This is a genomic window from Streptomyces sp. NPDC127190 (assembly GCF_042672505.1).
Lineage (GTDB): Bacteria > Actinomycetota > Actinomycetes > Streptomycetales > Streptomycetaceae > Streptomyces.
Genome location: NZ_JBHXVE010000016.1, coordinates 185,364 through 209,433, shown reverse-complemented (window position 1 = coordinate 209,433; position 24,070 = coordinate 185,364). Strand labels below are relative to the sequence as shown.

Genomic DNA, 24,070 nt, shown 5'->3' with positions numbered 1-24,070 from the left:
AAAGCAACTGGAGCCGCCGCGATGTCTGCCCCCGCCCCGCAGCGCATACCCGCCCTGTACCTCAGCCATGGCGCCCCGCCGCTCGCCGACGACCCGGTCTGGCCCGGCCAGCTCGCCGCCTGGTCCGCCGACCTGCCCCGGCCCACGGCCATCCTCATGGTCTCCGCCCACTGGGAGGAGGCCCCGCTCGCGCTCGGCGCCGTGGAGCCCGTCCCGCTCGTCTACGACTTCTGGGGCTTCCCCGAGCACTACTACCGGGTCACCTACCCCGCCCCCGGCGCCCCCGAGCTGGCCGAGTCCGTGCGCAAGCTGCTGCGCGCCCCCGGCACCCCGGTCCAGGACATCCCCGACCGCGGCCTCGACCACGGCGCCTACGTCCCCCTCGTCGAGATGTTCCCGGACGCGGACATCCCCGTGCTCCAGGTCTCCATGCCGACCCTCGACCCGGTGCGGCTGATGGAGATCGGCCGCAGGCTCGCGCCGCTGCGCGACGAGGGCGTGCTGATCGTCGGCTCCGGCTTCTTCACCCACAACCTCGCAGCCCTGCGCTACTCGGGCGGGGTGCCCCGCTGGTCGTCCGAGTTCGACGACTGGGGCCGGCGCGCCCTGGAGGCCCGCGACTGGGACGCCCTGCTGGACTTCCTGAACAAGGCCCCGGCCGGCCGCTACGCCCACCCGCGCACCGAGCACTTCGCCCCGCTCTTCGTCACCATGGGCGCGGCCGAGGTGAGCGGCGAGCTGGACACGCAGAAGTCGGTGATCGACGGCTTCTGGGGCGGCATGGCGAAGCGCTCGGTGCAGTTCGGCTGACCCGAGGGCCGGCCGCGCCTCGCCGCTACAGCTCCCGCTCGTACCAGGCCACGTCCCAGTAGCGGCCGAACTTGCGGCCGACCTCGCGGTACGTGCCCACGTGCCGGAAGCCGAACCGGGCGTGCAGCCGCTCCGAGGCCTCGTTCGGCTGGGCGATCCCGGCGTAGGCCCGGTGCACGTCCTCGCCGGCGAGCGCCGTGAACAGGGCGTCGTAGAGCAGCGTGCCGACGCCGCGCCGGCCGGCTTCCGGGGCGACGTACACCGACGTCTCCACCGAGGTCACGTACGCGGGCTTCGGCCGGTAGGGGCTCGATGTGGCGTACCCCAGAATCCGCTGTGAGTCCCGCTCGGTGGCAACCATCAGCCGGTACGGGCCGTCTTCCGGGTGGGAGAGCAGCCAGGGGCGGCGCTCTTCCGGAGTGAACGTCTCGATGTCGAATGTGATGGCCGTCTCACGTACATAGTGGTTGTAGATCGCCGTGAGGGCAGTGAGATCCCCCTCGACTCCCGGCCTGACCTGCACCTCTGTGGGCTCCGGCGTCATCCCGCCTCCTTGTGGGGCGGACAGGGTACTGCATGATCAGAAAAATCGAGGGGCGGGTTGGGAATTCTGTCCGGATTCCACTCGTTGTTTCCCACGGATGCAGGGCACTCGGTGAGTCTCGAAGTCCCGGAGGCTGCCCCCGCCGGTGCCGAGCGTCCGCAGGACCACCCGCCCACCATCGCAAGGGAGCACGCATGGCAACCCGTGCCGTCGCCCGTCGTCAGTCCGCCACCGGCGAGACGGCCGACTCGGCAAGCAGTGTTCGCGCCCATGGCGGCGAGATCGCGGACCGCGACCTGGTCGGCATGTACCTCGACGAGATCGCGCGGACGCCGCTGCTCGACGCCGCGAAAGAGGTCGAGCTGTCCCAGACCATCGAGGCGGGTGTCTTCGCACGGCAGGTCCTCGACGGATTCGAGGAGACGGCGTCCGACGCCACCCGCGAGGAGCTGCTGGCGCTGGTCGAGGCCGGCGAGCGGGCCAGGGACGTCTTCATCCGCTCCAACCTCCGCCTGGTCGTGGCGGTGGCCCGGCGCTACCCGCGCAGCGGTCTGCCCCTGCTCGACCTGATCCAGGAGGGCAACGCCGGCCTGGTGCGCGCGGTCGAGAAGTTCGACTACCGCAAGGGCTTCAAGTTCTCGACGTACGCCACCTGGTGGATCCGGCAGGCCATCACCCGCTCCATCGCCGACCAGTCGCGCACCATCCGGCTTCCCGTGCACCTCGTGGAGGAGCTGGGCCGCATCCGGCGTGTGCAGCGCGAGTTCAACCGGGAGAACGGCCGCGACCCGGAGCCCGCGGAGATCGCCGCCGAGCTGGGCGCCACCCCGGAGCGCGTCATCGACGTCCTGGACTGGGCCCGCGACCCGGTCTCGCTGAACATGTCGGTGGACGACGAGGGCGAGACCCAGTTCGGCGACCTCCTGGAGGACACCTCGGCGGTCTCCCCCGAGCAGTCCGTCATGACCCTGCTGCGCAGCGAGGAACTGGACGACCTGATCGGCCGCCTGGACCAGCGCACGGCCTCCATCATCAAGATGCGGTACGGCATCGAGGACGGCCGCGAGCGCACCCTCACCGAGGTCGGCAAGGAGCACGGCCTGACCCGCGAGCGGATCCGCCAGATCGAGAAGCACGCCCTGCTCGAACTGAAGAAGCTGGCCCGCGACACCGGGTTCGACGCGGCGGCCTGACCGGCGCCCGGGGTTGCCGGGCGGAGGGTGTGCCGAGCCTGGCGGGTGTGAGGAGCCGGGGGCGGCGGACGGGGCGGGCGTGACGGGCGTGCGCCCGCGACGGCCGCGTACGCCCGGTGGCTGAAGACGGCGCAAACATGGCGTGGTCCCGTCGCTTCAACTCCCGGGCCCGCGGGAACAACCCTTCCGGGCCCCCGAGCGGGCCCGGGCAACCGCACTCCCCACCAGCACCTGAGCCACTCGCACCCAGCCACCCACCCCCGGCCCGGCCCATCCCCACGCGCACCCGGGCCCGGCCGGCCCACGCGAACCACGTCCCGACGCAATCCCCCCCCCGGCGGCGGGACCTTCCCCGAGCCGGGGGGGGGGGGGGGGGGGGGGGGGGGGGGGGGGGGGGCGCCCCCCCCCGCCCCCGCGCCCGCGCCCCCCCCCCCCCCGGGCGCCGCGGCCCGGCTTCCGCATGGCCGGACCGCACCGGAACGGAACTTCCGCATGGCCGGACCGCACCGGAACGGAACTGGAAAGGCGGTCCACCCCGTACCTGAACCCCGGGGTGGACCGCCTGGATGGCAGATTCTGCCACACGGGCATAGCCTGCCCGGATGAGCACCACCCCCAGCCCCGCCGACCAGCCGTTTTCCCCCGCCAAGCCGGTCTCCCTCACCGAACGCCGCAAGGCCGAGACCCGCATGGAGATCGCCCGCGCGGCGGCCGCCCTCTTCGTCCGGCAGGGCCTGCGGGCCACTCGCGCCGAGGACATCGCCCACACGGCGGGCATCGCACCCCGCACCTTCTACCGCTATTTCGCCACCAAGGAAGAAGCGGTGGCCCCGCTCTACGCGGCGGGCGCCCAGCGCTGGACGGAAGCGGTCCGCACCGCCCCGGCGCACCTCGGCGTTCCCGAGGCGCTGGAACACGCCGTCCTGGAGACCCTCACGCCCGGGGCGGGTGTCTCGGCCGCCTCCTGGGAATGGGTCCGCACCCTGATCCGCCTGACCGACACCAGCCCCGCCCTGCGCAAGGTCTGGGCCGAGGTGGGCCAGGCCTCGGAAGGCGCGCTGGCGCAGACCCTCGCGGAGCGCCTGGCCGCGGGAGACAACGTTGCCTCCCCGCCGGAGCCTCCCACCGCGATGGCCCCCTCCCTCCGCTTCGCCGCTGCCGTGGCCGGCGCCGCCGTACGCGTGGCCGTGGAATCCTGGGCCGCCACCCCGGCCCCACCCACCGGCCCCGACGGCCCCGCAGCCCTGGCCCTGGCCAACCTGCGGACGCTGCGGGACTTCCAGTGGGCCACGGAACCCGGCCCGGACCGGCCCGAAGGGTCGTAGCGGCTCCCCGCCAGCCGCCCCCGTCCCCCCCCGTCCGGGGTGCCCGGCTCCCGCAGATGCGCCGCCGGTCAGGGAGCGCCCGGAGGCCGCCGTACGCGTGGCCGTGGAGTTCTGGGCCGCCGCCCAAGCTCCCGCCTTCCGGGCCCGGCCGCCCCGGGATCGGGCCGGCCCAAAGGTTCGTAGCGGCTCCCCGTCAGCCGTCAGCCGTCAGCCGTCAGCCGTCAGCCGTCAGCCGTCAGCCGTCAGTCGCCCGCGCCCCCCGCCCGCAGCAGTCGCTCGCCCAACTCCCGTACCTGTACGACCAGTTCGGCAGGTGCCCGGACCTGGAATTCCTCCCCCGTCATCGCCAGCCGTACCGCCAGCCACTCCATCGGATCGCCGGTGCTGCCGCGCAGGACGCAGCCGCCGTCGCCGTCGTCCTCCGGCACCCCGACCCAGCTCGGCACCCGCGCCGACACGCGTTCCGGCGGAGCGGCGAAGCGCACCTCGAAGCCGTAGGTCTCCTGCTGCCGTTGGATCGACCGCCGCAGGAACTCCGCCGCGCTGCCGGTCGGCAACTCCCGCTCCTCGAACCGGACTCCGGTCGCGAACGGCTCGCTCACCCGGTCCACCCGGAAGGTGCGCCAGTCCGCGCGGTCGAGGTCGTAGGCGACCAGGTACCAGCGCCGGCCGGTCGACACCAGCCGGTGCGGCTCCGTCAGCCGCCGGGTCTCGCCGCCGTCCCGGTCGCGGTAGGCGAACCGCAGCCGCTCCCGCCCGGCCACCGTCGAGGCCATCACGGTCAGCGTCTCCGGCGCGATGCTCGCACCGTCACCGCTGGTCAGCGGGGTCGTCGCGGCCTGGAGCGTGGAGACCCGGTGACGCAGCCGGGCGGGCAGCACCTGCTCCAGCTTGGCCAGGGCCCGTACCGAGGCCTCGTCCACGCCCGCCACCGCATGCCCGGCACCGGCCCGCAGCCCCACCGCGATGGCCACCGCCTCCTCGTCGTCCAGCACGAGCGGCGGCATCGCCTTGCCCGCGACCAGCCGGTACCCGCCGTCCGCGCCCTTCGTGGCCTGCACCGGGTAACCCAGTTCGCGGAGCCGCTCGATGTCCCGCCGCACGGTACGGCGGGACACCCGCAGCCGGTCCGCCAGCTCCCCGCCGGGCCACTCACGGGGAGTCTGGAGCAGCGAGAGAAGCTGAAGCAGCCGCGCAGGAGTGTCGGTCGTCATGCCGACGAGCATGCCGCATAAATAGGTCACGATCTGGCCTAGTGGCGACATAGCTTTGCGGACATGAGCCACGTCCCCTCGCCCTCCCCCTCTCCCGACCGAACCCGATGGCTGGCCCTGGCCATCGTCATGACCGCGGCCTTCATGGACCTGGTGGACGTGACGATCGTCAACATCGCCATCCCCTCCATCGAGCGGACCGCCCACGCCACGGTCGGCCAGATCCAGTGGATAACCGCCGGCTACGCCCTCGCCTTCGCCGCGGGCCTGATCACCGGCGGCCGCCTCGGCGACATCCACGGCCGGCGCCGGCTCTTCCTCATCGGCGTCGGCGGCTTCACCCTCGCCTCCGCGCTGTGCGGCTTCGCGGTGAACCCGGAGATGCTGGTCGCCGCCCGCCTCCTCCAGGGCGGCATGGCGGCGATGATGGTGCCGCAGGTGCTGTCGATCGTGCACGCGACCTTCCCGGCCCATGAGCGCGGCAAGGTGTTCGGCCTGTTCGGCGCGGTCGTCGGCCTGGGCGCGGTCTCCGGGCCGCTGCTCGGCGCGCTGCTGACGCAGTGGAACCTGTTCGGCCTGCACTGGCGCCCCATCTTCCTCATCAACCTGCCCGTCGGCATCATCGCCTGGGTGCTGGGCCGCCGCTTCATCACCGAGTCCAAGGCGCCCAGGGCGCTGAAGCTGGACCTCGTCGGGGTCGCCCTGGTGTCGCTGGGCCTGCTGATGCTGCTCTACCCGCTCACCCGCGGCCGCGAGCTGGGCTGGCCGCTGTGGGGGTACGGCTTGATGGCCGGCGCGTTCGTCGTCTTCGCGGCGCTGGTGGTGTACGAGCGGCGCAAGGCGGCGCGCGACGGCTCCCCGCTCGTCGAACTCTCCCTGTTCCGCGTGAAGAGCTTCGCCGCCGGCATCGCCGTACAGACCGTCTTCGGTGTCGCGCTCGGCATCTTCTTCCTGGTGTGGACGCTGTACATGCAGATCGGCCTGGGCTGGAGCCCGCTGCACGCCGGGCTGACCGGGGTGCCGTTCTCGCTCGCGGTGTCCGTCGCGGCCGGGCTGTCCGTGCAGCAGCTGGTCCCGCGCTTCGGCCGCAAGGTCCTCCAGGCGGGGGCGCTGCTCATGGTGGCGGGCCTCCTCCTCTACATCGCCGCGTCGCACCGCTACGGCCTCGCCATCGCCTCCTGGCAGATGGCCCTCCCGCTGGTCGTGATGGGCGCCGGGATGGGTCTCATCGTCGCCCCGCTGACCGACGCGGTGCTCTCGGAGGTGCCCCGGGAGCATGCCGGTTCGGCGTCGGGCCTGATCAACACGGTGCAGCAGATGGGCAACGCGCTCGGGCTCGGCCTCGTCTCGGTGGTGTTCTTCGGTGAGATCGGCGACCGGCTCGCCCCGGCCCAGGTCCGCCCGGCCTTCGTGCACGCCTTCCAGCACGCGCTGTGGTGGGTCGCCGGGATCATGGCCGCGATCCTGCTGCTGATGTCCGCGCTGCCGAAGCGCCCGTCCCAGCATGTGGAAGGAGCGGAAGCGGACCTTACCGCCCCGGAGCGGGAGCCGGCACTGCTGCCCTGACCAGGCACGCAAGGAGGGGCCGGGGCGCCATGCGCACCCCGGCCCCGACGTCTGTCCACGCCCGTCCATGCCCGTTCATGCCTGATCCAGGCCCGAACCTGTTTACTTCCCGGAAATCCGGGCGTAGTCTCCGAGTGAAACCACACGTTCGGACATGATCCGGAAGTGCTCGGACAGGAAGCAGGCGGAGGCGACCGGCATGTACGCACCGGAACGGCAGCAGGAGATCCTCCGGATCGCCCGTGACGGCGGCCGCGTGGACGTGCTGTCGCTGGCCGAGGAGTTCCAGGTCACCGCGGAGACCATCCGCCGGGACCTGAAGGCCCTGGACCGCGCCGGACTCGTCCGCCGGGTGCACGGCGGCGCCATCCCGGTCGGCCGCCTCGACTTCGAGCCCGACCTCGCCGAGCGCGAGTCCACCGCCGCCGACGAGAAGGACCGCATCGCCAAGGCGGCCGTCGCCGAACTGCCCACCGAGGGCACGGTGATCCTGGACGCCGGTACGACGGTGGCACGCGTCGCCGCCGCGATCCCGCTGGAGGCCTCCCTCACCGTCGTCACGCACAGCCTGCCCATCGCCGCCCGCCTCGCCGACCACCCGGGCATCCAGCTCCACCTGGTCGGCGGCCGGGTCCGGCATCGCACGCGCGCCGCCGTGGACGCCTGGGCGCTCCGCGCGTACGGCGAGATCCGCGCCGACGTCCTCCTCGTGGCGGCCAACGGCTACTCCGCCGAGCACGGCCTCACCACCCCCGACCTCGCGGAGGCGGCGGTCAAACGGGCCGCGGTCGCCGCCGCCCGCCGGGTGGTCCTCCTCGCCGACTCCTCCAAGCACGGCCAGGAGCACTTCGCCCGCTTCGGCGACCTGAGCGATGTGGACCTGCTGATCACCGACAGCGGGCTGAGCCCCGAAGACACCGCCGCCATCGAGCGCGGCGGCACGGAAGTAGTGCGCGCATGATCCTCACCGTCACCCCCAACCCCTCCCTCGACCGCACCTACGAGGTCCCCTCCTTGGAGCGCGGCGAGGTCATCCGCGCCACCGGCGAGCGCATGGACCCCGGCGGCAAGGGCGTGAACGTCTCGCGTGCCGTCGCGGCCGCCGGACGGCGCACGGTCGCCGTGCTGCCCCTGGGCGGTGCGCCGGGGGCGCTCGTGGCGGAACTGCTCGACGCGCAGGGCATCGAGGTCGCCCCGGTGCCGGTCGTCGGCGCCACCCGCTCCAACATCGCGCTCGCGGAGTCCGACGGGGTGCTCACCAAGATCAACGCGCCGGGCCCGGAACTGTCCGAGGCGGAACAGGAGCTCCTCCTGGACACCGTCCGCGTCCACTCCCGCGACGCCGACTGGATCGCCTGCTGCGGCAGCCTGCCCCGGGGGCTCGCGCCCTCCTGGTACGCCGATGTGGTCACGCGAGCGCACGCCGGTGGTGCGCGCATCGCCCTGGACACCTCCGGGCGCGCCCTGCTGGAGGCGCTGCGCGCGCGGCCCGATGTGGTGAAGCCCAACGCCGAGGAGCTGGCGGAAGCCGTCGGACGCCCCCTGGCCACCGTGGGCGACGCGCTCAAGGCGGCCGAGGAGCTGCGCGCGATGGGCGCACACGCCGTACTCGCGAGCCTGGGCGCCGACGGCCAGCTCCTCGTGGAGGACACCGGCGCCTGGTTCGGCAGCGCCCGCGTGGACGCCGTCCGCAGCAACGTGGGCGCCGGCGACTCCTCCCTCGCCGGCTTCCTCGTCGCCGGCGGCACCGGCCCGGAAGCGCTCGCCTCCGCCGTCGCCCACGGCGCCGCCGCCGTCGGGCTCCCCGGCAGCGTCATGCCGACCCCCGCCGACCTCGACCCGTCCGCGGTCACCGTCACGGCCGACATCCCCCTCGACCGCGCCCTGACGGAGCCGGTGTCATGACCCCCCGCGACGGTCACCCGACAGAGCCGGTGATGACTCGGCGCACCCCGCCGGCGGCGACCGCTCCGCTCGCCCGGTCGTGGCGGCACTCCCCGTTACCCGCCACCGCCACCCCCTCCGCCCCACCTCCCCGCAGCACCCCCGTCCCCACCCTCCGCCCACATCTCCCCACGGGCGATACGCGTGCATAGGAGCCCGCGATGAGCGACATGATCACCGCGGACCTGGTCGATCTCGACCTGTCCGCCGATACCAAGGAAGCGGCGGCGCGCGCCCTCGCCGAGCGCATGGTGGCCCAGGGCCGGGTGACCGACCTGGAGGGCTTCCTCGCCGACGTCGCCGCCCGTGAGGCCCAGATGCCGACCGGGCTCGACGGCGGCATCGGCATCCCGCACTGCCGCAGCGCCCACGCCACCGAGCCGACCCTCGCCTTCGGCCGCAGCGCCGCCGGCATCGACTTCGGCGCGCCCGACGGCCCCGCCGACCTGATCTTCCTGATCGCGGCCCCCGCCGGCGCCGACGACGCCCACCTGACGATCCTGTCCTCCCTGGCCCGCCAGCTGATGAACGCCGACTTCACCTCGGCGCTGCGGGCGGTGTCCGACCCGGAGACGGCGGCGGCACTGATCCGGGGCGACGAACAGCCGTCGCCGGCGCAGGGCGTGCCGGAGGAGCGCGGGTCCGCGCAGGGCGAGCCCGCTCAGGCCGGGTCCGCTCAGGGCGCCGTGAGCGGTGCCCCCGAAGACACCGCTGCGGCGTCGGCGGCGGCCTCCGCCGACGCCGCGGCGGGCCAGACGGCCGCCGCGAACCGCCCCTTCCGCATCGTCGCCGTCACCTCCTGCCCGACCGGTATCGCCCACACCTACATGGCGGCCGAGTCCCTGGAGAACGCGAGCCGTGAGGCCGGGATCGAACTCTTCGTGGAGACCCAGGGCTCGGCCGGGTTCACCCGGCTGCACCCGGAGGTGATCGCCGCGGCGGACGGCGTGATCTTCGCGCATGACGTCCCCGTCCGCGACAAGGACCGCTTCGCCGGCAAGGCGACCGTCGACGTCGGGGTGAAGGCGGCCATCAACCGTCCCGCCGAACTCATCGCCGAGGTCCGCGAGAAGGCGGCGCGCGGTGAGGCGAGCACCCCGGCGGCCGCGTCCGGCGGCACTCCGGTCGAGCGCGGCGGCGACTCCACCGAGGGCTACGGCAGCAAGCTCCGCACGTGGCTCATGTCCGGCGTGAGCTACATGGTGCCGTTCGTCGCCGCGGGCGGCCTCCTCATCGCCCTCGGCTTCGCGATCGGCGGCTACAAGATCAACAAGGCCCCCTCGGTGATGGACCACTTCCTGTGGACCCAGGCCGACAGCTGGGGCGCCCTGCTGTTCCAGATCGGCGTCGTGGCCTTCGGCTTCCTCGTCCCGGTCCTGGCCGGCTACATCGCCTACGGCATGGCCGACCGCCCCGGCCTCGTCCCCGGCTTCGTGGGCGGCGCGATCTCACTGACCATCAACGCCGGCTTCCTCGGCGGCCTCGCGGCCGGTCTCATCGCCGGCGGCGTGGTCCTCGCCATCCAGCGGGTGCCGATCCCGGCGGCGTTGCGCGGCATCATGCCGGTGGTGGTGATACCGCTGATCTCCTCGGCGCTCGTCGGATTCCTGATGTTCGTCGTGATCGGCAAGCCCATCGCCAGCGCCCAGAAGGGGCTCACCGACTGGCTGAGCGGCCTCACCGGCACCAACGCCGTCCTCCTCGGCGCCCTGCTCGGCCTGATGATGTGCTTCGACCTGGGCGGCCCGGTCAACAAGGTCGCCTACACCTTCGCCACCGCGGGCATCGCCGTCGCCAACCCCAGCGACTCCGCGATGAAGATCATGGCCGCGGTGATGGCGGCCGGCATGGTCCCGCCGCTGGCGATGGCCCTGGCCACCACCGTGCGCGGCAAGCTCTTCACCCAGACCGAGCGCGAGAACGGCAAGGCCGCCTGGGTGCTGGGCGCCTCCTTCATCTCCGAGGGCGCGATCCCGTTCGCCGCGGGCGACCCGCTGCGGGTCATCCCGTCCGCCATGGTGGGCGGCGCGATCACCGGCGCGCTGTCGATGGCCTTCGGCGCCACCCTGCGCGCCCCGCACGGCGGCATCTTCGTGGTCCCGCTGATCGGCAACCCGTTCCTCTACCTGATCGCCATCGCCGCCGGCGTCTGCGCCACCACGGCCCTGGTGATCCTCCTGAAGGGGATGCGCAAGCCGGCCCCGGGATCCCCGGCCGCCGACCCCGCGTCCGGTCCGTCCACCGCGTCGAAGGAGTCCAAGCAGCCGGTGGCCGCCTGACCCCGCGCGCTGCGTCTTGTCCCTTTGATGCGCTGTGAGTTGTTCACGGCACCTGCGAGATACATCACGGTCCGGGGCCAAAGTCCCGGACCGTGGTGTGTACTGGGGTTCATGCCTGCGCACGCCTCGACTCTTCTGCTGTTCGGCGTGACCGTCCTCGCTGTGACGGCCGTCGTCTGGGCCGCCGTGCTGACGCGCCTGGTGCGCCGCGCCGGCCACCGGGCCGCCGCCCGGCGCGTCACCCCGCCGCTTCCGGCGCTGCCCCGGCAGAGCCCGGTCGGCCCGCCGCAGGAGTCCGTCGAACTGACCCCCGCGGAACAGGCCGCGTTCGCAGGCCTGATACGCCGACTCGCCAACGGCTGACCTCCCCCGCACCCGGCACCCCGCGCACGCGGGAACGTGCTGGCCGCCTCCGGGCTACCCCTGCCGCGCCGCGCGCCGTTCCATCGCGTCCCTGGCCGCGTCCTCCGACATATAGACCTCGCACATGTGCCGGCCGTCCGGCGTCGCCGTGTGCTCGACCTCCCAGAGGGAGACCACGCTGCCGTCCGGCAGCAGGAACGCGTGCTCGTACAGCGCGTAGCTCAGCCCGGCCCGCCCGGCCCGCCCGGCCCGCCCGGCGCGTCCCGGGCGTCCGAACGCCTGGGTGATCTCGTGGGCCGTCGCCGTGGCCAGCAGGGCCGCCGTCTCCGCGCCCGGGCGGTCGGCGTTCTCCGCCCGGCGCAGAAGCCGGCGCGCGTGGTCCGGCGAGTCGTCCCCGGCGAACATGTGCCGGGGCTCGGGAATCGCCCACAGCAGCATCAGCTCGGGCAGCTCCAGCTCGGGGGAGTCCGGCGGCAGTCCGAGCCGCGCCGCGGCCGTCTGCACCTCCTCCTCGTCCACATACACCTCGTGCTCGGGGGCACCGCCCGGCACGGTGTTGTGCACCAGCTCCCACAGCGTGACCGCCGAGCCGTCGGCGAGCAGCCAGGTGTGCCGGTACGTCTCCCGGTGCAGCCCCGCGCTGTGGTGCGCCGAGTGCAGGGAACTGTCGTGCGCCAGCGCGCAGTCGAGCTGCCCCAGCACCTCGTCGGGCAACTCGAACGAGTTCAGGGCACGGCCGAGGAGTCGCGCGAGATGCTCCTCAGGAGACTCGGGCGACTCGGCTGGTTCGTACGCTGCCGTCTCGTACGGAACGCTCAAGGCTTCTCCCGGCGTTGCTGCATGTCACCTTGTGGGTGCATACCGTAGCCCCTCGGTCGGACATCGTGTCCGGGATCCGAGAAAACGTGCGCCGGTAAAACGCGCCGGCCGCGCCGGATGTTCCCGTGCGAGCCGACACCGACTCAAAATCCGTCGCCCAGAGGGTACTTCCCCCCATCGCTCCCGTTAAGGCTGTCCGTACAACTCCTCGTACGACGGCCACACGCCCCCCGCGCCCGCCACCGACTCCGCCGCGCGGACGGCCCGGACGATCGCGCGCGTCACCAGGTCCGCCCCCGCGGCGAGGATGTCGTTGAGCGCGAGCGGGTGCGCGTCCAGCGGGCGAGCGCCGGTCGCCAGGGCGAACACCGTGTCCCCGTCGTGCAGCAGATGCACCGGCCGCACGGCGCGCGCGATGCCGTCGTGCGCCGTCCCCGCCAGCTTCTGCGCCTGCGCCTTCGACAGGTCCGCGTCCGTCGCGACCACCGCGAGCGTCGTGTTGAGCGGCGGCGGGGCGTTCTCGGCCGCGGCCTCGTCGAGGCGCCGGCACGCGGCCTCGTGCACCCGTTCCTCCGGATACCTCAGCCGCCCCCGCCCCAACTCCCCGTACAGCGCCCCCGTCTCCGGGTCCACCACCGACCCCGCCGCGTTCACGACCACCAGGGCGCCCACGGTGACCCCCGAACCGAGCACCGCGCTCGCCGTGCCCACCCCGCCCTTGAGCCGCCCCGCCACGGCGCCCGTGCCGGCCCCGACACACCCCTCGGGCACCCGGCCGCCCGGCTCCTCGGCCGCTGCCGCCTCCACGGCCGCACGGCCCGTCGCCGCGGACGGCCGCGCCCGGAAGTCGCCCCCGCGGCCCAGGTCGAAGACGCACGCGGCGGGCACCACCGGCACCACATGCGCCGGGTCCGCCCCCACCCGCACACCGCGCCCCCGCTCCTCCAGCCAGGCCATCACACCGGAAGCGGCGTCCAGCCCGTACGCGCTGCCCCCGGTCAGGACCACGGCGTCGACCTTCTGCACCACGTTGCGCGGGTCGAGCGCGTCGGTCTCCTTGGTGCCGGGGCCGCCCCCGCGGACGTCCACCGCGGCGACCGCGCCCCCCTCCGGAGCGAGCACGACCGTGGTGCCGGTGAGCCAGCCGTCCCCGCGGTGCGTGGCATGCCCCACGCGGACCCCGGCGACGTCCGTCAATGCGTCAGCTGTCATGCGTGCCAGTCTGGCCCAGCGCCGGCCGCCGCCGAAGGGTTCAGCCGGCCGGCGCGGTGGTCTCCGGCGTGCGCTCCCGGCTCGCCATCCGTGCCGTCAGCGTCACCCCGGTCGCCACCGCGGCCGAGCACACGAGCCCGGCCGCGAGCACCGCCCAGCCCCCGAGGAAGGTGCAGCTGATCACCAGCAGAGCCGTCACCGGCAGCACCATCTGCTGGGCGATGCCGACCTTGAAGTGCCGTGCGTGCAGCGCCCAGACGGAGAGCAGATACAGCGCCGTGGGCAGGGTCACGGCCGCCGAGGCGGACAGCGTGGAGATGTGCGTCGTGCCGACCGCCTGTTCCACGGCAACCTCCAGGCCCGCGCCGATCGTCGCCGCCGAGGCGAAGATCAGATAGTGGCCGTAGCCCCACAGGAACGCCTGCCTGTTGGAGCGCAGATGACCGTGGATGGGCACCACGAAGTAGATCCACCACGCCGAGAACACGATCAGCAGTCCGCCCGCCGCGATCGGCAGCAGCTCGCCCAGCGCCTCGTGCTCGTCCACGGCCGACTTCACCGCGACCGTGGCCGCGGCGATCGTCTCCCCGATCACGATGATGGTGAACAGGCCGTAGCGCTCGGCGATGTGATGCGGATGCCAGGCGGTCTGGTGGTCCCGCTCGGCGTACAGCGGCACGCACAGCTCGGCGATCACCATCACGAGGAACACCCAGGACCGGGCGGGCCCGGGCAGCAGCACCAGCCCGAGCCAGCCGACCAGGCACAGCAGCACACCGCCCGCGTACCGCAGCGCCATGGTCCGCTCCGGGCCGGTGGCCGATCTCGCGGCTCTCAGCCACTGCGCCGCCATCGCCAGCCGCATGATCAGATAGCCGAGCCACACCACCAGGTAGTCATGCTGCTGGAAGGCCCGGGAGACACCGGCGGCCAGCACCAGGACGCCGGCGATCTGCACCAGCGTGACGACCCGGTACAGCGCGTCGTCGTTGTCGTACGCCGAGGCGAACCAGGTGAAGTTCATCCAGGCCCACCAGATGGCGAAGAACAGCATCGCGTAGCTGAGGATCCCGCTGCCCGCGTGCCCTTCGCCGACGGCGTGCACCAGCTGGGTGCCCGCCTGGGCGATCGCCACCACGAAGCACAGGTCGAAGAAGAGCTCCAGCGGAGAGGAGACCCGGTGCGATTCATGCCGTCCGCGCGCGGTGAGGCGGCGCAGAGGTCCGGTCGGCCGGGGCGCGCCTGAGGGGGCAGGCGCCTGAGCGGAACTGGACGTCATGTTTCCCAGCACAGCAGAAAACCGGCCGAAAATCTTGTGAACGGATTCACAAGCGCTCGGGGGTCCCGCGGCCGGGGCGAACCGCGCGGCAGACGCCGCTTCCGACGCCGCTTCCGGGGCCGGTGCCGGGCACTGTGCCGGGGCGCCGGGGCCGGGGCCGTACCCTGGGGGCATGAGCACCGCCCCCGAGCCCGAGCCGCGCGCCCCGAAGCCCGCGCTGGTCTTCGACGACCCGCTGGACCAGCAGTCCTCGGACGACACCGACCGCGGGTGGGGCGAGCGCACGCCCGGCGACAGCGCCGCCGACCTGAAGCGCTTCCTCGACGAGAAGCCGCCCCACCACATCTGAGCCGTCCGGAGCAGCCCCGCTAGGACGCGTCGTGCCCGGATCCGCGCTGGGCCACCAGCGCGTCGCGGATCTCCTTGAGCACCTCCAGCTCGGTCACCTCGAGGACCTCCTTGGTGCCCTCCCGCGCAGCCCGCTGCGCCGCCTGCCGGGCCAGGTACTTCGACATCGGCAGGACCATCAGGAAGTACACCACCGCCGCGGTGATCACGAAGCTGAGCGTCGCACCGGCGACGCTGCCCCACAGGATCGGCACACCGCTCTTGACGGTGGCGTCGGCGGTCACCGAGCACGGGTCCTTCAGACAGAGGCTGTAGTGATCCAGGTTCTGCGTGCCGATGGCCCCCACCAGGGGGTTGATGATCCCCTTCACCACCGAGTTGACGATGTTGGTGAAGGCCGCGCCGATGACCACCGCGACTGCCAGATCGACGACGTTGCCGCGCATCAGGAAGGCCTTGAAGCCCTGCCAGACGCTCGGTTCCTTCTTCGCGCTCACCTCGGGGACTCTCCTCGTATGCACAGGGTGTGGAACGTATGGGTGTGGAACCAAACGCTCCGCAACCTACGGCACCGTGAGCCCGTTCTGTCCAATTCCTTAGCTCGATCGAGCGACTTGACAGCGAGTCGTCGGGAAGGCGAGCGGTCCGGTTCAGCACAGCGTCACCGCCAGGCGCGCGGTGGCGCTCGCACCGACCAGCCGTGCCGCCGCGGCCCGCGGCACCGACAGCACGACCAGCGCACCGCTCTCGGCCGCGCCCTCCGGCGGCGCGGGCACCTTGGTCACCCGCACCCCGCGCGCGAGCACACGGGCGTCACCCCCGGCCGAGGGGTCCTGCGCCGCGATGACGTCGACCCGGTCACCGGGCCGGAGCAGCCGGACGGTGGCGGCGTCGGCGATCCGCACCGGCGCCGTCACCAGAGCCACCGCGCCGGGCCGCGGCACCGGTGCCCCGGCCGGGTGCCCGCGGGCCCGCTGGGTGAGGTGGGGTTCCGCCGGGGAGCGCGGCCCGGAGACGATCAGGGCGGCCGCCGTCACCGCGAGGCCGGCCGCGATGACCCGTCCGCGGTGCCGGACGAACCGTTGCAGCCGGTACCGCCCGCCGCGCACCCGCACCGGCGCGAACTGCGGCACCTCACAGGTCGCCGGGGCGTCCGTACCGAGCGGCCGCGGAAGCCGCAGCGGAGAGGCCGCGGGATGAGGGGCGGAGCGACCGGAGGAAGCGTGGGAAGGGGGGAACGGGCCCGCGGACGAGAGAGGCGAGGACGACGAGGGGAGGGGCATGGCAGTCACCACCGGCGACGAAGGGATCGGCTTGCGATGCCACGATGAGGCCTCGCGCCGGATCCCGCCGGAGCCGGTGGACCATCAGCCGATTGTGGAAAACCCGCCCACCCGAACGGGACATTCCGCCGCCCCCGGCCTCAGCCCACCCCCGGCCCCAGCCCACTCCCGTCCCCAGCCCACAACCGGCCCGGCACCGAGCACTCCCGGCCCCAGCCCATCACCGGCCCGGCACCGAGCACTCCCGTCCAGCCGAACTCCGAGCACTCACATCCCCGCCCGAGCCCCCGGCAAGGCAGCTACGGCAGCTCAAACCCCGGATCCATGCCACCGAGCGCGTTCCCGCACAGGCAGTCCCGCGCCCCGGTCTCCGGCAGCGCCGCGACCGCGTCGAACAGCACGCCCCGCAACCGGTCCACGTTGGCGGCGAACACCCGCAGCACTTCCTCGTGGGAGACGCCCTCCCCGCTCTCGGCGCCCGCGTCGAGGTCGGTGACCAGGGTCATCGAGGTGTAGCAGAGCTCCAGTTCCCGGGCGAGAGCCGCCTCGGGATGCCCCGTCATGCCCACGACCGACCAGCCCTGCGCCCGGTGCCACAACGATTCGGCACGGGTGGAGAACCGCGGCCCCTCCACCACGACCAGCGTGCCGCCGTCCACCGGCTCCCAGTCCCGGCCCCGAGCCGCCTTCAGCGCGGCGGCCCGACCGGTGGGGCAGTAGGGGTCGGCCATCGAGACGTGCACCACGTTCGGCACGGTCCCGTCGGGCCGCGGCAGCCCGTCGAAGTACGACTGGACGCGGGTCTTCGTCCGGTCCACGAACTGATCCGGCACGAGCAGGGTGCCCGGGCCGTACTCGGGTTGCAGCCCGCCCACCGCGCACGGGCCGAGCACCTGCCGGACGCCGACGGAGCGCAGCGCCCAGAGGTTGGCGCGGTAGTTGATGCGGTGCGGCGGCAGGTGGTGGCCGCGGCCGTGCCGGGGCAGGAAGGCGACGCGCCGGCCCGCGATCTCGCCGAAGAAGAGGGAGTCGCTGGGCGGCCCGTAGGGGGTGTCCACCTGTACCTCGGTCACGTCGTCGAGGAACGAGTAGAAGCCCGAACCGCCGATTACGCCGATCTCTGCGTTCGCCATGACCAGCACCCTAGCTCGCCCCGAAACCGCTGGGGAGGCGGATTCGGGGAGCGCCGAAGACCCCGCCGTCGTACGACGGCAGGGTCCGGACGGAGAGGTCTCAGGCGGCGGAGCTGCTGGTGGAGGACGTCGTGGACGACGACGAGGTCGAGGACGACTTCGTGTCGGACGACGACGAGCTGGACGACGACGAGCTGGACGACTTCGACGCCGGGCTGCTGCTCGACGTGGAGCCGCGGGAGTCGTTGCGGTAGAAGCCGGAGCCCTTGAAGACGATGCCGACCGCGGAGAACACCTTCTTCAGGCGGCCATTGCAGCTGGGGCAGTCGGTCAGGGCGTCATCGGTGAACTTCTGCACCGCCTCAAGGCCCTCGCCGCACTCGGTGCACTGGTACTGGTAGGTCGGCACTGTCTTCCTCCTGGCACTCTCACTCGATGAGTGCTAACGACGATCCATAGTGACGTATTCCGGGGTTTCAGTCCACCGTCACCGGCACGCGGTGACCGACGCCACGTGCGACGGTGCGGTTCCGCGCTTGCGCGACCAGCCGCGAACGGAGCGCCAGCAGTGTGGCCAGTGCGACCAGCGTGCCGGCCATGGGCACCAGGAAGCCCGCGCCGCCCCACAGCCGGTCCTCCAGCTGTCCGGCCACGGTGACGGCCGCCGCCTGGCCGAGCGCGACCGCGCCGGTCAGCCAGGTGAAGGCCTCGGTGCGGGCACCGGCCGGGACCAGGCCCTCGACCAGCGTGTAGCCCGTGATCAGCGACGGCGCGATGCACATGCCGACCAGCAGGCCGAGCGCGGCGAGCAGCAGCACGGAGTGCGCCGTCCACAGCGCGGACGCCGCCACGGCGAGCGCCGTGTAGCCGACGACCAGGCGCTGCTGCGGGGCGGCCTTCCAGGCGATCGCGCCGCAGACGATGCCGGACAGCATGTTGCCGGCCGCGAAGACGCCGTACAGGACACCGTTCAGGCCGGGCTCGCCGATCGACTCGGTGAACGCGGCCAGCGACACCTGCATGCCGCCGAAGACGGAGCCGATGCCCAGGAAGGTCACGACCAGCACGCGCACGCCCGGCACGCGCAGGGCGGAGGCGTGCTTCACGCGCGCGTGGCCGCCCTCCGCGGTCACCGGCGGCTGCGTGCTCTTCTGCGCGGCGAACAGCAGACCGCCGACGAGGGTCAGCGCGGCCTCCGTGACCAGGCCCGCCGAGGGCGTCACCGCGGTGCACAGGGCGGTCGCCAGCAGGGGACCGAAGACGAAGGTCAGCTCGTCCGTGACCGACTCGAACGCGGCCGCCGTGGTCATCAGGGGCGAGCCCTGGAGCTTCACGCCCCAGCGGGCCCGCACCATCGGGCCGACCTGCGGCACCGAGGCGCCGGTGGGGACGGCCGCGAGGAACAGCGCCCACAGCGGCGCGTGCGCCAGGGCGAGCGCCGTCAGGGACAGGCCCGACACCGTGTGGATCAGGACACCGGGGACCAGCACGGCGCGCTGGCCGTAGCGGTCGGCGAGACGGCCGCTGTAGGGCGCGAACAGCGCCATGGAGACGCCGGTGGCGGCCGCGGCGGCGCCCGCCGCACCGTACGAGCCGGTGGTGTGCTGCACCAGCAGCACGATGGAGATGGTGAGCATCGCGAACGGCTGTCGCGCCGCGAAACCCGGCAGCAGGAACGTCCAGGCGCCGCGGGTGCGCAGCAGCTGTCCGTATCCGGGGCGGGACGATGCCGACGGGGTCTCCGCCGAATCGGTGGTGGTGACCGTGGATGCCACGGCCCGTGCCTTTCTTCCGCCTGGTAGCGCGCCCGTGCGGGGGCGCCGAGAGCTGTCCTCTTGCGCGGAACTGCGGTAGATACCGGCGCTACTGCAAAGAGCGTTTCCGGCCGCCATACGGTCGCGCCAGCTCTGCGTCAGGCAGAGTTGGTTCGATCAGGGTGCCTTCATAGTATAAGGATCACACCCTTGTGCACCTGTGAAAATGAGCACCATACGGCACGTTCTCCTGTGATCGGCACCGGGGTGGGCCGTCAGGGCGTCATGCGCCCCGCCCCCGGTCCCTGCGCCCCGCGCCCGTCCCGTCCGTGCCCAGCCACCCGGCCAGCTTGCCGCCGTGGGCGACGGCGCGCAGCCGGCGCTCGGCCGCGTCGCGGACCGGGTCGGTGGCCACGACGAGCAGGTCGTCGCCCCGCCGCAGCACCGTCGAAGGCAGCGGAACAAACGATTTTTCATCGCGTACGACGAGCGTGACGGCGGCGCCGGGCGGCAGCCTCAGCTCGTTGACCTCCACGCCGTGCATCCGCGAGCCCTCCGGGATCGAGACGGACAGCAGGTGCCCGCGCAGCTGCTCCAGGGGCGCCGACTCGATGCCGAGGTCGGAGGCCTCGCCCTGTTCGCCCAGGCGCAGCGTGCGGGCGAGCCAGGGCAGCGTCGGCCCCTGGACGAGGGTGTAGACGACGACCAGGACGAAGACGATGTTGAAGATGCGGCGGCTGCCGGCGACGCCGTTCACCATCGGGATGGTGGCCAGGATGATGGGCACGGCGCCCCGCAGGCCCGCCCACGACATGAGGGTCTCCTCCTGCCAGGGCACCCGGAACGGCGCCAGGCTGAGCACCGTGCTCAGCGGGCGGGCCACCATGGTGAGGACCAGCCCGATGACGAGCGCCGGCCAGACGTCGTCGCCCAGCTCGTGCGGGGTGACCAGCAGGCCGAGCAGGACGAACATGCCGATCTGTGCGATCCAGCCGAGCCCCTCGGCGAAACCGCGGGTGGCCGGCCAGTGCGGGAGCTTGGCGTTGCCGAGCGTCATCGAGGCCAGGTAGACGGCGAGGAAGCCGCTGCCGTGCGCCAGGGCGCCGGCCGCGTACGCCGTGACGGAGATCGCCATGACCGCGATCGGGTAGAGGCCGGAGGCGGGCAGGGCCACGTGCCTGAGCCCCCAGGCGCCGAACCAGCCCACCGCGAGACCCACGGCCGCGCCGATGGCCAGTTCCAGGGCGATCTCGGCCAGCAGCACGTACCAGTGCTCGACCGGGCCGGCGGTGGAGAAGGCGACGACCAGGATGACCACCGGGGCGTCGTTGAAGCCGGACTCCGCCTCCAGCGTGCCCGTCACGCGCGCGGGCAGCGGAACCCTCCGCAGGACGGAGAAGACCGCCGCCGCGTCCGTCGACGACACCACCGCGCCGATGATGAGCGCCTGCCGCCACTCCAGCCCGACCAGGTAGTGCGCGCCCGCCGCGGTCACGCCCACGCTGATCGCGACGCCCGCCGTCGCCAGTACGGAGGCGGACGGCAGGACCGGCCGGACCTCCTTCCACTTGGTGCCGAGACCGCCCTCGGCCAGGATCACGACCAGTGCCGCGTATCCCATGACCTGGGTGAGCGCGGCGCTGTTGAAGTGGATTCCGCCGATGCCGTCCTGGCCCATGAGGACGCCGATCCCCAGGTACACGAGCAGGCTGGGGAGCCCGCTGCGGGACGAGATCCGGACAGCCGCGACGGCGACGAGCAGGACGAGGGAGCAGACGAGCAGGAGCTGGTTGAGGTGGTCGACAGTCAGCGGCGGTTCCCTTCCTTGGCCCGCGCGCGGGGCGCGGACGTGCGTACACAAGACCCGAGGCTGCGGCGCACCGCACCCAAGTACTTCGTTACCTTACCTAACTCTTGACGCTTTCTTGACGCTCGGCGGGGCAAGATCGAACGTCCGTGCGCGCTGGTTCCCCACTCCGCGTCAAGTGGGAGAGGGCCCTGCGCCTATGGTTGCTCCAGCGCTCATTCAAAGTCACAGCCCGACCTGCCGCTCGCGTTAGGACAGCAAGGACAGCGATGCCCCCCAACACCACCGCCACAACGGGTGACAAGCCCGCCAAGTCCGGCAGGAAGAAGGGGCGCAAAGCCCGACTGATCGTGCTGGTGCTGGTCCTGGCCGTCATCGGCGGCCTCGCCTACGGGGCGTACTGGTCGATCAGCACCGTCCGCGCCTCCTTCCCGCAGACCACCGGTTCGATCACACTCGACGGCCTGTCCGGGCCGGTCGACGTGAAGCGGGACGGCAACGGCATCCCGCAGATCTACGCCTCCTCCGACGAGGACCTCTTCATGGCGCAGGGCTTCGTCCAGGCGCAGGACCGGTTCTACGAGATGGACGTGCGCCGGCACATGACCTCCGGGCGCCTGTCGGAGATGTTCGGCAAGGGCCAGGTCAAGAACGACGAGTTCCTGCGCACCCTCGGCTGGGACCGGATCGCCCAGCAGGAGTACGACACCAAGCTGTCGGCCTCCGCGAAGAAGTACCTCCAGGCCTATGCCAAGGGCGTCAACGCCTACCTTCAGGGCAAGGACGGCAAGGACATCTCCCTGGAGTACGCGGCCCTGGGCCTCACCAACGACTACCAGCCGGAGAAGTGGACCCCGGTCGACTCCATCGCCTGGCTCAAGGCCATGGCCTGGGACCTGCGCGGCAACATGCAGGACGAGATCGACCGCGCCCTGATGACCAGCCGCCTCGGCCCGCAGCAGATCCAGGACCTGTACCCGGAGTACCCCTACGGCCGCAACAAGCCGATCGTGCAGGAGGGTCAGTACAGCGAGCTGACCAAGACCTTCCAGCAGGGCGGCACCGCGAGCGTCTCCCAGGGCACGGGCACGACCGGCTCGACCGGTACGACGGGCACCTCGGGGACCACCGGCACCACCGGCACCGGAAGCGCCACAGGCGCCTCTCGGGGCGCGACGGGCACGACCGGCTCCTCCTCCTCGGCCACGGCCGGAACGGGCCTCACGAGCCAGCTGGCGGGCCTCTACAAGGTCCTGGACAACGTCCCCACCGCCGTCGGCGTGAACGGCCAGGGCATCGGCTCCAACTCCTGGGTCGTCTCCGGGAAGTACACCATCACCGGCAAGCCGCTGCTCGCCAACGACCCGCACCTGTCGGCGTCCCTGCCGTCCGTCTGGTACCAGATGGGCCTGCACTGCCGCACCGTCTCGAGCACCTGCCAGTACGACGTCAGCGGGTTCACCTTTGCCGGGATGCCCGGTGTGATCATCGGTCACAACGCGAATATCGCGTGGGGCATGACCAACTCCGGGGTCGACGTCACCGACCTGTACCTGGAGAAGGTCACCGCCAACGGCTACCTGTACGACGGCAAGGTCCGGCCCTTCAAGACCCGCGAGGAGACCATCAAGGTCGCCGGCGGCGCGTCCAAGACGATCGTCGTCCGGCAGACCCAGGACGGGATGCCGCTGCTGTCCGACCGCGACGACGAACTCGTCCAGGTCGGCAAGAAGGCCGCGGTCAACACCGCCGCGCCCGACCGCGGTGACGGCTACGGCATCGCCCTGCGGTGGACCGCGCTCGACCCGGGCACCTCCATGGACGCCGTGTTCGCCCTCGACAGGGCGGGCGGCTGGAACGACTTCCGCGCGGCGGCCGCCCTGTTCGACGTCCCCTCGCAGAACCTGATCTACGCCGACACCGACAACCACATCGGCTACACGCTGCCCGGCAGGATCCCCACGCGTTCCGCCGTGGACGACGGCTCCATCCCCGCACCGGGCTGGGACCCGAAGTACCGCTGGACCGGCTTCATCAAGAAGTCCGAGCTGCCGTACGAGTACAACCCCAAGCGCGGCTACATCGTCACCGCCAACCAGGCCGTGGTCGACCAGGCCAAGTACCCCTACACGCTCACCACCGACTGGGGCTACGGCGCCCGCAGCCAGCGCATCACCGACCTGATCGAGTCCAAGATCAAGGACGGCGGCAAGATCTCCACGGACGACATGCGGCAGATGCAGCTGGACAACAGCAGCGAGATCGCCAAGCTCCTGGTACCGAAGCTGCTGAAGATCAACATCGATGACAAGAGCGTGCGCGAGGCACAGAAGCTGCTGGAGGGCTGGGACTACACCCAGGACTCGGACTCCGCGGCGGCCGCGTACTTCAACGCCGTGTGGCGCAACGTCCTCAAGCTCGCCTTCGGCAACAAGCTCCCCAAGGAGCTGCGCGTCGACGGACAGTGCCTGTGGGTCGACAAGATCGACAGCACCGGGCCGCTGGACGACGACGCCAAGGTCCGCGAGTGCGGCGAGCGCGACGCCGACCAGGCGCAGCCGGACGGCGGCGACCGCTGGTTCGAGGTCGTGCGCACCCTGATGGACAAGCCGGACAGCGACTGGTGGAAGACGCCCAAGTCGGGCACCCGCCCGGCCGCGGACAACCGCGACCAGCTGTTCGCGCGCGCGATGATCGACGCCCGCTGGGAGCTGACCGCCAAGCTCGGCAAGGACATCGACACCTGGAGCTGGGGCAGGCTGCACCGGCTGTTCCTGAAGAACCAGACGCTCGGCACCGAGGGCCCGGAGGTCTTGCAGTACATCCTCAACCGCGGCCCCTGGGAGCTCAGCGGCGGCGAGGCCACGGTGAACGCCACGGGGTGGAACGCCGCCGGCGGCTACAACGTCGTCTGGGTTCCGTCCATGCGGATGGTCGTGAACCTGGCCGACTTCGACAAGTCCCGGTGGATCAACCTCACCGGCGCCTCCGGGCACGCCTTCAGCGCGCACTACACCGACCAGACCGGGCTGTGGGCCAAGGGCGAGCTGCTGCCCTGGTCGTTCTCGGGCAAGGCGGTCGACGACGGCACCAGCGACACGCTCGTCCTCAAGCCGTGACCCGCTGACCGGCAGACACCGAAACGGGCCCCCCCCCCCCCCCGCGGGGGGGGGGGGGGGACCCCGGCCGGCAGCGCC

General features: G+C 72.3%; 21 protein-coding genes. 10 read left to right on the top strand and 11 right to left on the bottom strand.

Annotated features, from left to right (window positions below):
* Window positions 1-21: 21 nt before the first annotated feature.
* Window positions 22-810 (top strand): dioxygenase, encoded by a 789-nt coding sequence (locus ACFVIU_RS24495; RefSeq protein WP_385845037.1) that lies wholly within the window; start codon window positions 22-24, stop codon window positions 808-810.
* Window positions 811-835: 25 nt separating this feature from the next.
* Here ACFVIU_RS24495 and ACFVIU_RS24490 read toward each other — a convergent pair whose 3' ends face one another.
* Window positions 836-1,354 carry a GNAT family N-acetyltransferase gene (locus ACFVIU_RS24490; protein WP_385845036.1) on the bottom strand — a complete coding sequence of 173 codons (519 nt, stop codon included), beginning with the start codon at window positions 1,352-1,354 and terminating at the stop codon, window positions 836-838.
* A gap of 194 nt (window positions 1,355-1,548) precedes the next feature.
* On the opposite strand from ACFVIU_RS24490, the gene ACFVIU_RS24485 reads away from it, so the two are divergent.
* Entirely contained in the window at window positions 1,549-2,547 is a 999-nt protein-coding gene (locus tag ACFVIU_RS24485) for an RNA polymerase sigma factor RpoD/SigA (RefSeq protein WP_385845035.1), read from the top strand.
* 602 nt (window positions 2,548-3,149) lie between these two features.
* Entirely contained in the window at window positions 3,150-3,872 is a 723-nt protein-coding gene (locus ACFVIU_RS24480; RefSeq protein ID WP_385845034.1) for a TetR/AcrR family transcriptional regulator, read from the top strand.
* Window positions 3,873-4,114: 242 nt separating this feature from the next.
* On the opposite strand, the gene ACFVIU_RS24475 is transcribed toward ACFVIU_RS24480, so the two are convergent.
* A complete protein-coding gene (locus tag ACFVIU_RS24475) occupies window positions 4,115-5,086 on the bottom strand; it encodes a helix-turn-helix transcriptional regulator (protein WP_385845032.1) in 972 nt (323 codons plus the stop codon).
* A 63-nt stretch (window positions 5,087-5,149) separates the two neighbouring features.
* Here ACFVIU_RS24475 and ACFVIU_RS24470 point away from each other — a divergent pair, with 63 nt between their 5' ends.
* The 5 genes from ACFVIU_RS24470 to ACFVIU_RS24450 all read left to right on the top strand — a co-directional run bounded on the left by ACFVIU_RS24470 (window position 5,150) and on the right by ACFVIU_RS24450 (window position 11,238).
* A complete protein-coding gene (locus ACFVIU_RS24470; RefSeq protein ID WP_385845031.1) occupies window positions 5,150-6,652 on the top strand; it encodes an MFS transporter in 1,503 nt (500 codons plus the stop codon).
* A gap of 199 nt (window positions 6,653-6,851) precedes the next feature.
* Window positions 6,852-7,613: a DeoR/GlpR family DNA-binding transcription regulator gene (locus ACFVIU_RS24465; protein WP_385845060.1), complete on the top strand. Its 762-nt coding sequence runs from the start codon at window positions 6,852-6,854 to the stop codon at window positions 7,611-7,613.
* Window positions 7,610-8,557, top strand: a complete 948-nt coding sequence (gene pfkB / locus ACFVIU_RS24460) for a 1-phosphofructokinase (protein WP_385845030.1) — start codon at window positions 7,610-7,612, stop codon at window positions 8,555-8,557. Before ACFVIU_RS24465 ends, pfkB begins: the two co-directional genes overlap by 4 nt.
* 200 nt (window positions 8,558-8,757) lie before the next feature.
* A complete protein-coding gene (locus ACFVIU_RS24455; protein ID WP_385845028.1) occupies window positions 8,758-10,875 on the top strand; it encodes a fructose-specific PTS transporter subunit EIIC in 2,118 nt (705 codons plus the stop codon).
* A 111-nt stretch (window positions 10,876-10,986) separates the two neighbouring features.
* Complete coding sequence (locus tag ACFVIU_RS24450; RefSeq protein ID WP_385845027.1) at window positions 10,987-11,238, top strand: hypothetical protein; 252 nt, start codon at window positions 10,987-10,989, stop codon at window positions 11,236-11,238.
* Between the two features lie 54 nt (window positions 11,239-11,292).
* Here ACFVIU_RS24450 and ACFVIU_RS24445 read toward each other — a convergent pair whose 3' ends face one another.
* The 3 genes from ACFVIU_RS24445 to ACFVIU_RS24435 all read right to left on the bottom strand — a co-directional run bounded on the left by ACFVIU_RS24445 (window position 11,293) and on the right by ACFVIU_RS24435 (window position 14,548).
* Window positions 11,293-12,057 (bottom strand): DUF6227 family protein, encoded by a 765-nt coding sequence (locus ACFVIU_RS24445; RefSeq protein WP_385845025.1) that lies wholly within the window; start codon window positions 12,055-12,057, stop codon window positions 11,293-11,295.
* Between the two features lie 186 nt (window positions 12,058-12,243).
* Window positions 12,244-13,269 (bottom strand): P1 family peptidase, encoded by a 1,026-nt coding sequence (locus tag ACFVIU_RS24440; protein WP_385845023.1) that lies wholly within the window; start codon window positions 13,267-13,269, stop codon window positions 12,244-12,246.
* A gap of 40 nt (window positions 13,270-13,309) precedes the next feature.
* Window positions 13,310-14,548: a low temperature requirement protein A gene (locus ACFVIU_RS24435; protein ID WP_385845022.1), complete on the bottom strand. Its 1,239-nt coding sequence runs from the start codon at window positions 14,546-14,548 to the stop codon at window positions 13,310-13,312.
* 172 nt (window positions 14,549-14,720) lie between these two features.
* Here ACFVIU_RS24435 and ACFVIU_RS24430 point away from each other — a divergent pair, with 172 nt between their 5' ends.
* The gene (locus ACFVIU_RS24430) at window positions 14,721-14,897 is read left to right on the top strand and encodes a hypothetical protein (RefSeq protein ID WP_385845021.1); all 177 of its coding nucleotides are present in this window, start codon (window positions 14,721-14,723) and stop codon (window positions 14,895-14,897) included.
* Between the two features lie 19 nt (window positions 14,898-14,916).
* Here the strand turns inward: ACFVIU_RS24430 and mscL are convergent, their stop codons facing one another.
* The 6 genes from mscL to ACFVIU_RS24400 form a co-directional block, all read right to left on the bottom strand.
* Entirely contained in the window at window positions 14,917-15,393 is a 477-nt protein-coding gene (mscL, locus tag ACFVIU_RS24425; protein WP_385845020.1) for a large conductance mechanosensitive channel protein MscL, read from the bottom strand.
* 153 nt (window positions 15,394-15,546) lie between these two features.
* Window positions 15,547-16,179 (bottom strand): hypothetical protein, encoded by a 633-nt coding sequence (locus tag ACFVIU_RS24420; RefSeq protein ID WP_385845018.1) that lies wholly within the window; start codon window positions 16,177-16,179, stop codon window positions 15,547-15,549.
* A 299-nt stretch (window positions 16,180-16,478) separates the two neighbouring features.
* Window positions 16,479-17,312 (bottom strand): S-methyl-5'-thioadenosine phosphorylase, encoded by an 834-nt coding sequence (locus ACFVIU_RS24415; RefSeq protein ID WP_385845017.1) that lies wholly within the window; start codon window positions 17,310-17,312, stop codon window positions 16,479-16,481.
* Window positions 17,313-17,412: 100 nt separating this feature from the next.
* A complete protein-coding gene (locus tag ACFVIU_RS24410) occupies window positions 17,413-17,721 on the bottom strand; it encodes an FmdB family zinc ribbon protein (RefSeq protein ID WP_385845015.1) in 309 nt (102 codons plus the stop codon).
* A 67-nt stretch (window positions 17,722-17,788) separates the two neighbouring features.
* Complete coding sequence (locus ACFVIU_RS24405; protein WP_385845014.1) at window positions 17,789-19,087, bottom strand: MFS transporter; 1,299 nt, start codon at window positions 19,085-19,087, stop codon at window positions 17,789-17,791.
* 262 nt (window positions 19,088-19,349) lie between these two features.
* Window positions 19,350-20,927: a potassium/proton antiporter gene (locus tag ACFVIU_RS24400; RefSeq protein WP_385845013.1), complete on the bottom strand. Its 1,578-nt coding sequence runs from the start codon at window positions 20,925-20,927 to the stop codon at window positions 19,350-19,352.
* 215 nt (window positions 20,928-21,142) lie between these two features.
* On the opposite strand from ACFVIU_RS24400, the gene ACFVIU_RS24395 reads away from it, so the two are divergent.
* Window positions 21,143-23,992, top strand: a complete 2,850-nt coding sequence (locus tag ACFVIU_RS24395; protein ID WP_385845012.1) for a penicillin acylase family protein — start codon at window positions 21,143-21,145, stop codon at window positions 23,990-23,992.
* Window positions 23,993-24,070 lie beyond the last annotated feature (78 nt).

Excerpts from the sequence above, each read along its gene's own strand:
- ACFVIU_RS24415 (WP_385845017.1), bottom strand. The coding sequence starts at position 17,312 with ATGGCGAACGCAGAGATCGGCGTAATCGGCGGTTCGGGCTTCTACTCG.
- ACFVIU_RS24395 (WP_385845012.1), top strand. The coding sequence starts at position 21,143 with ATGCCCCCCAACACCACCGCCACAACGGGTGACAAGCCCGCCAAGTCC.
- pfkB (WP_385845030.1), top strand. The coding sequence starts at position 7,610 with ATGATCCTCACCGTCACCCCCAACCCCTCCCTCGACCGCACCTACGAG.
- ACFVIU_RS24420 (WP_385845018.1), bottom strand. The coding sequence starts at position 16,179 with ATGCCCCTCCCCTCGTCGTCCTCGCCTCTCTCGTCCGCGGGCCCGTTC.
- ACFVIU_RS24465 (WP_385845060.1), top strand. The coding sequence starts at position 6,852 with ATGTACGCACCGGAACGGCAGCAGGAGATCCTCCGGATCGCCCGTGAC.
- ACFVIU_RS24495 (WP_385845037.1), top strand. The coding sequence starts at position 22 with ATGTCTGCCCCCGCCCCGCAGCGCATACCCGCCCTGTACCTCAGCCAT.
- ACFVIU_RS24490 (WP_385845036.1), bottom strand. The coding sequence starts at position 1,354 with ATGACGCCGGAGCCCACAGAGGTGCAGGTCAGGCCGGGAGTCGAGGGG.
- ACFVIU_RS24485 (WP_385845035.1), top strand. The coding sequence starts at position 1,549 with ATGGCAACCCGTGCCGTCGCCCGTCGTCAGTCCGCCACCGGCGAGACG.
- ACFVIU_RS24480 (WP_385845034.1), top strand. The coding sequence starts at position 3,150 with ATGAGCACCACCCCCAGCCCCGCCGACCAGCCGTTTTCCCCCGCCAAG.
- ACFVIU_RS24450 (WP_385845027.1), top strand. The coding sequence starts at position 10,987 with ATGCCTGCGCACGCCTCGACTCTTCTGCTGTTCGGCGTGACCGTCCTC.
- ACFVIU_RS24430 (WP_385845021.1), top strand. The coding sequence starts at position 14,721 with ATGAGCACCGCCCCCGAGCCCGAGCCGCGCGCCCCGAAGCCCGCGCTG.
- ACFVIU_RS24470 (WP_385845031.1), top strand. The coding sequence starts at position 5,150 with ATGAGCCACGTCCCCTCGCCCTCCCCCTCTCCCGACCGAACCCGATGG.
- ACFVIU_RS24435 (WP_385845022.1), bottom strand. The coding sequence starts at position 14,548 with ATGACGTCCAGTTCCGCTCAGGCGCCTGCCCCCTCAGGCGCGCCCCGG.
- ACFVIU_RS24455 (WP_385845028.1), top strand. The coding sequence starts at position 8,758 with ATGAGCGACATGATCACCGCGGACCTGGTCGATCTCGACCTGTCCGCC.
- ACFVIU_RS24440 (WP_385845023.1), bottom strand. The coding sequence starts at position 13,269 with ATGACAGCTGACGCATTGACGGACGTCGCCGGGGTCCGCGTGGGGCAT.
- ACFVIU_RS24475 (WP_385845032.1), bottom strand. The coding sequence starts at position 5,086 with ATGACGACCGACACTCCTGCGCGGCTGCTTCAGCTTCTCTCGCTGCTC.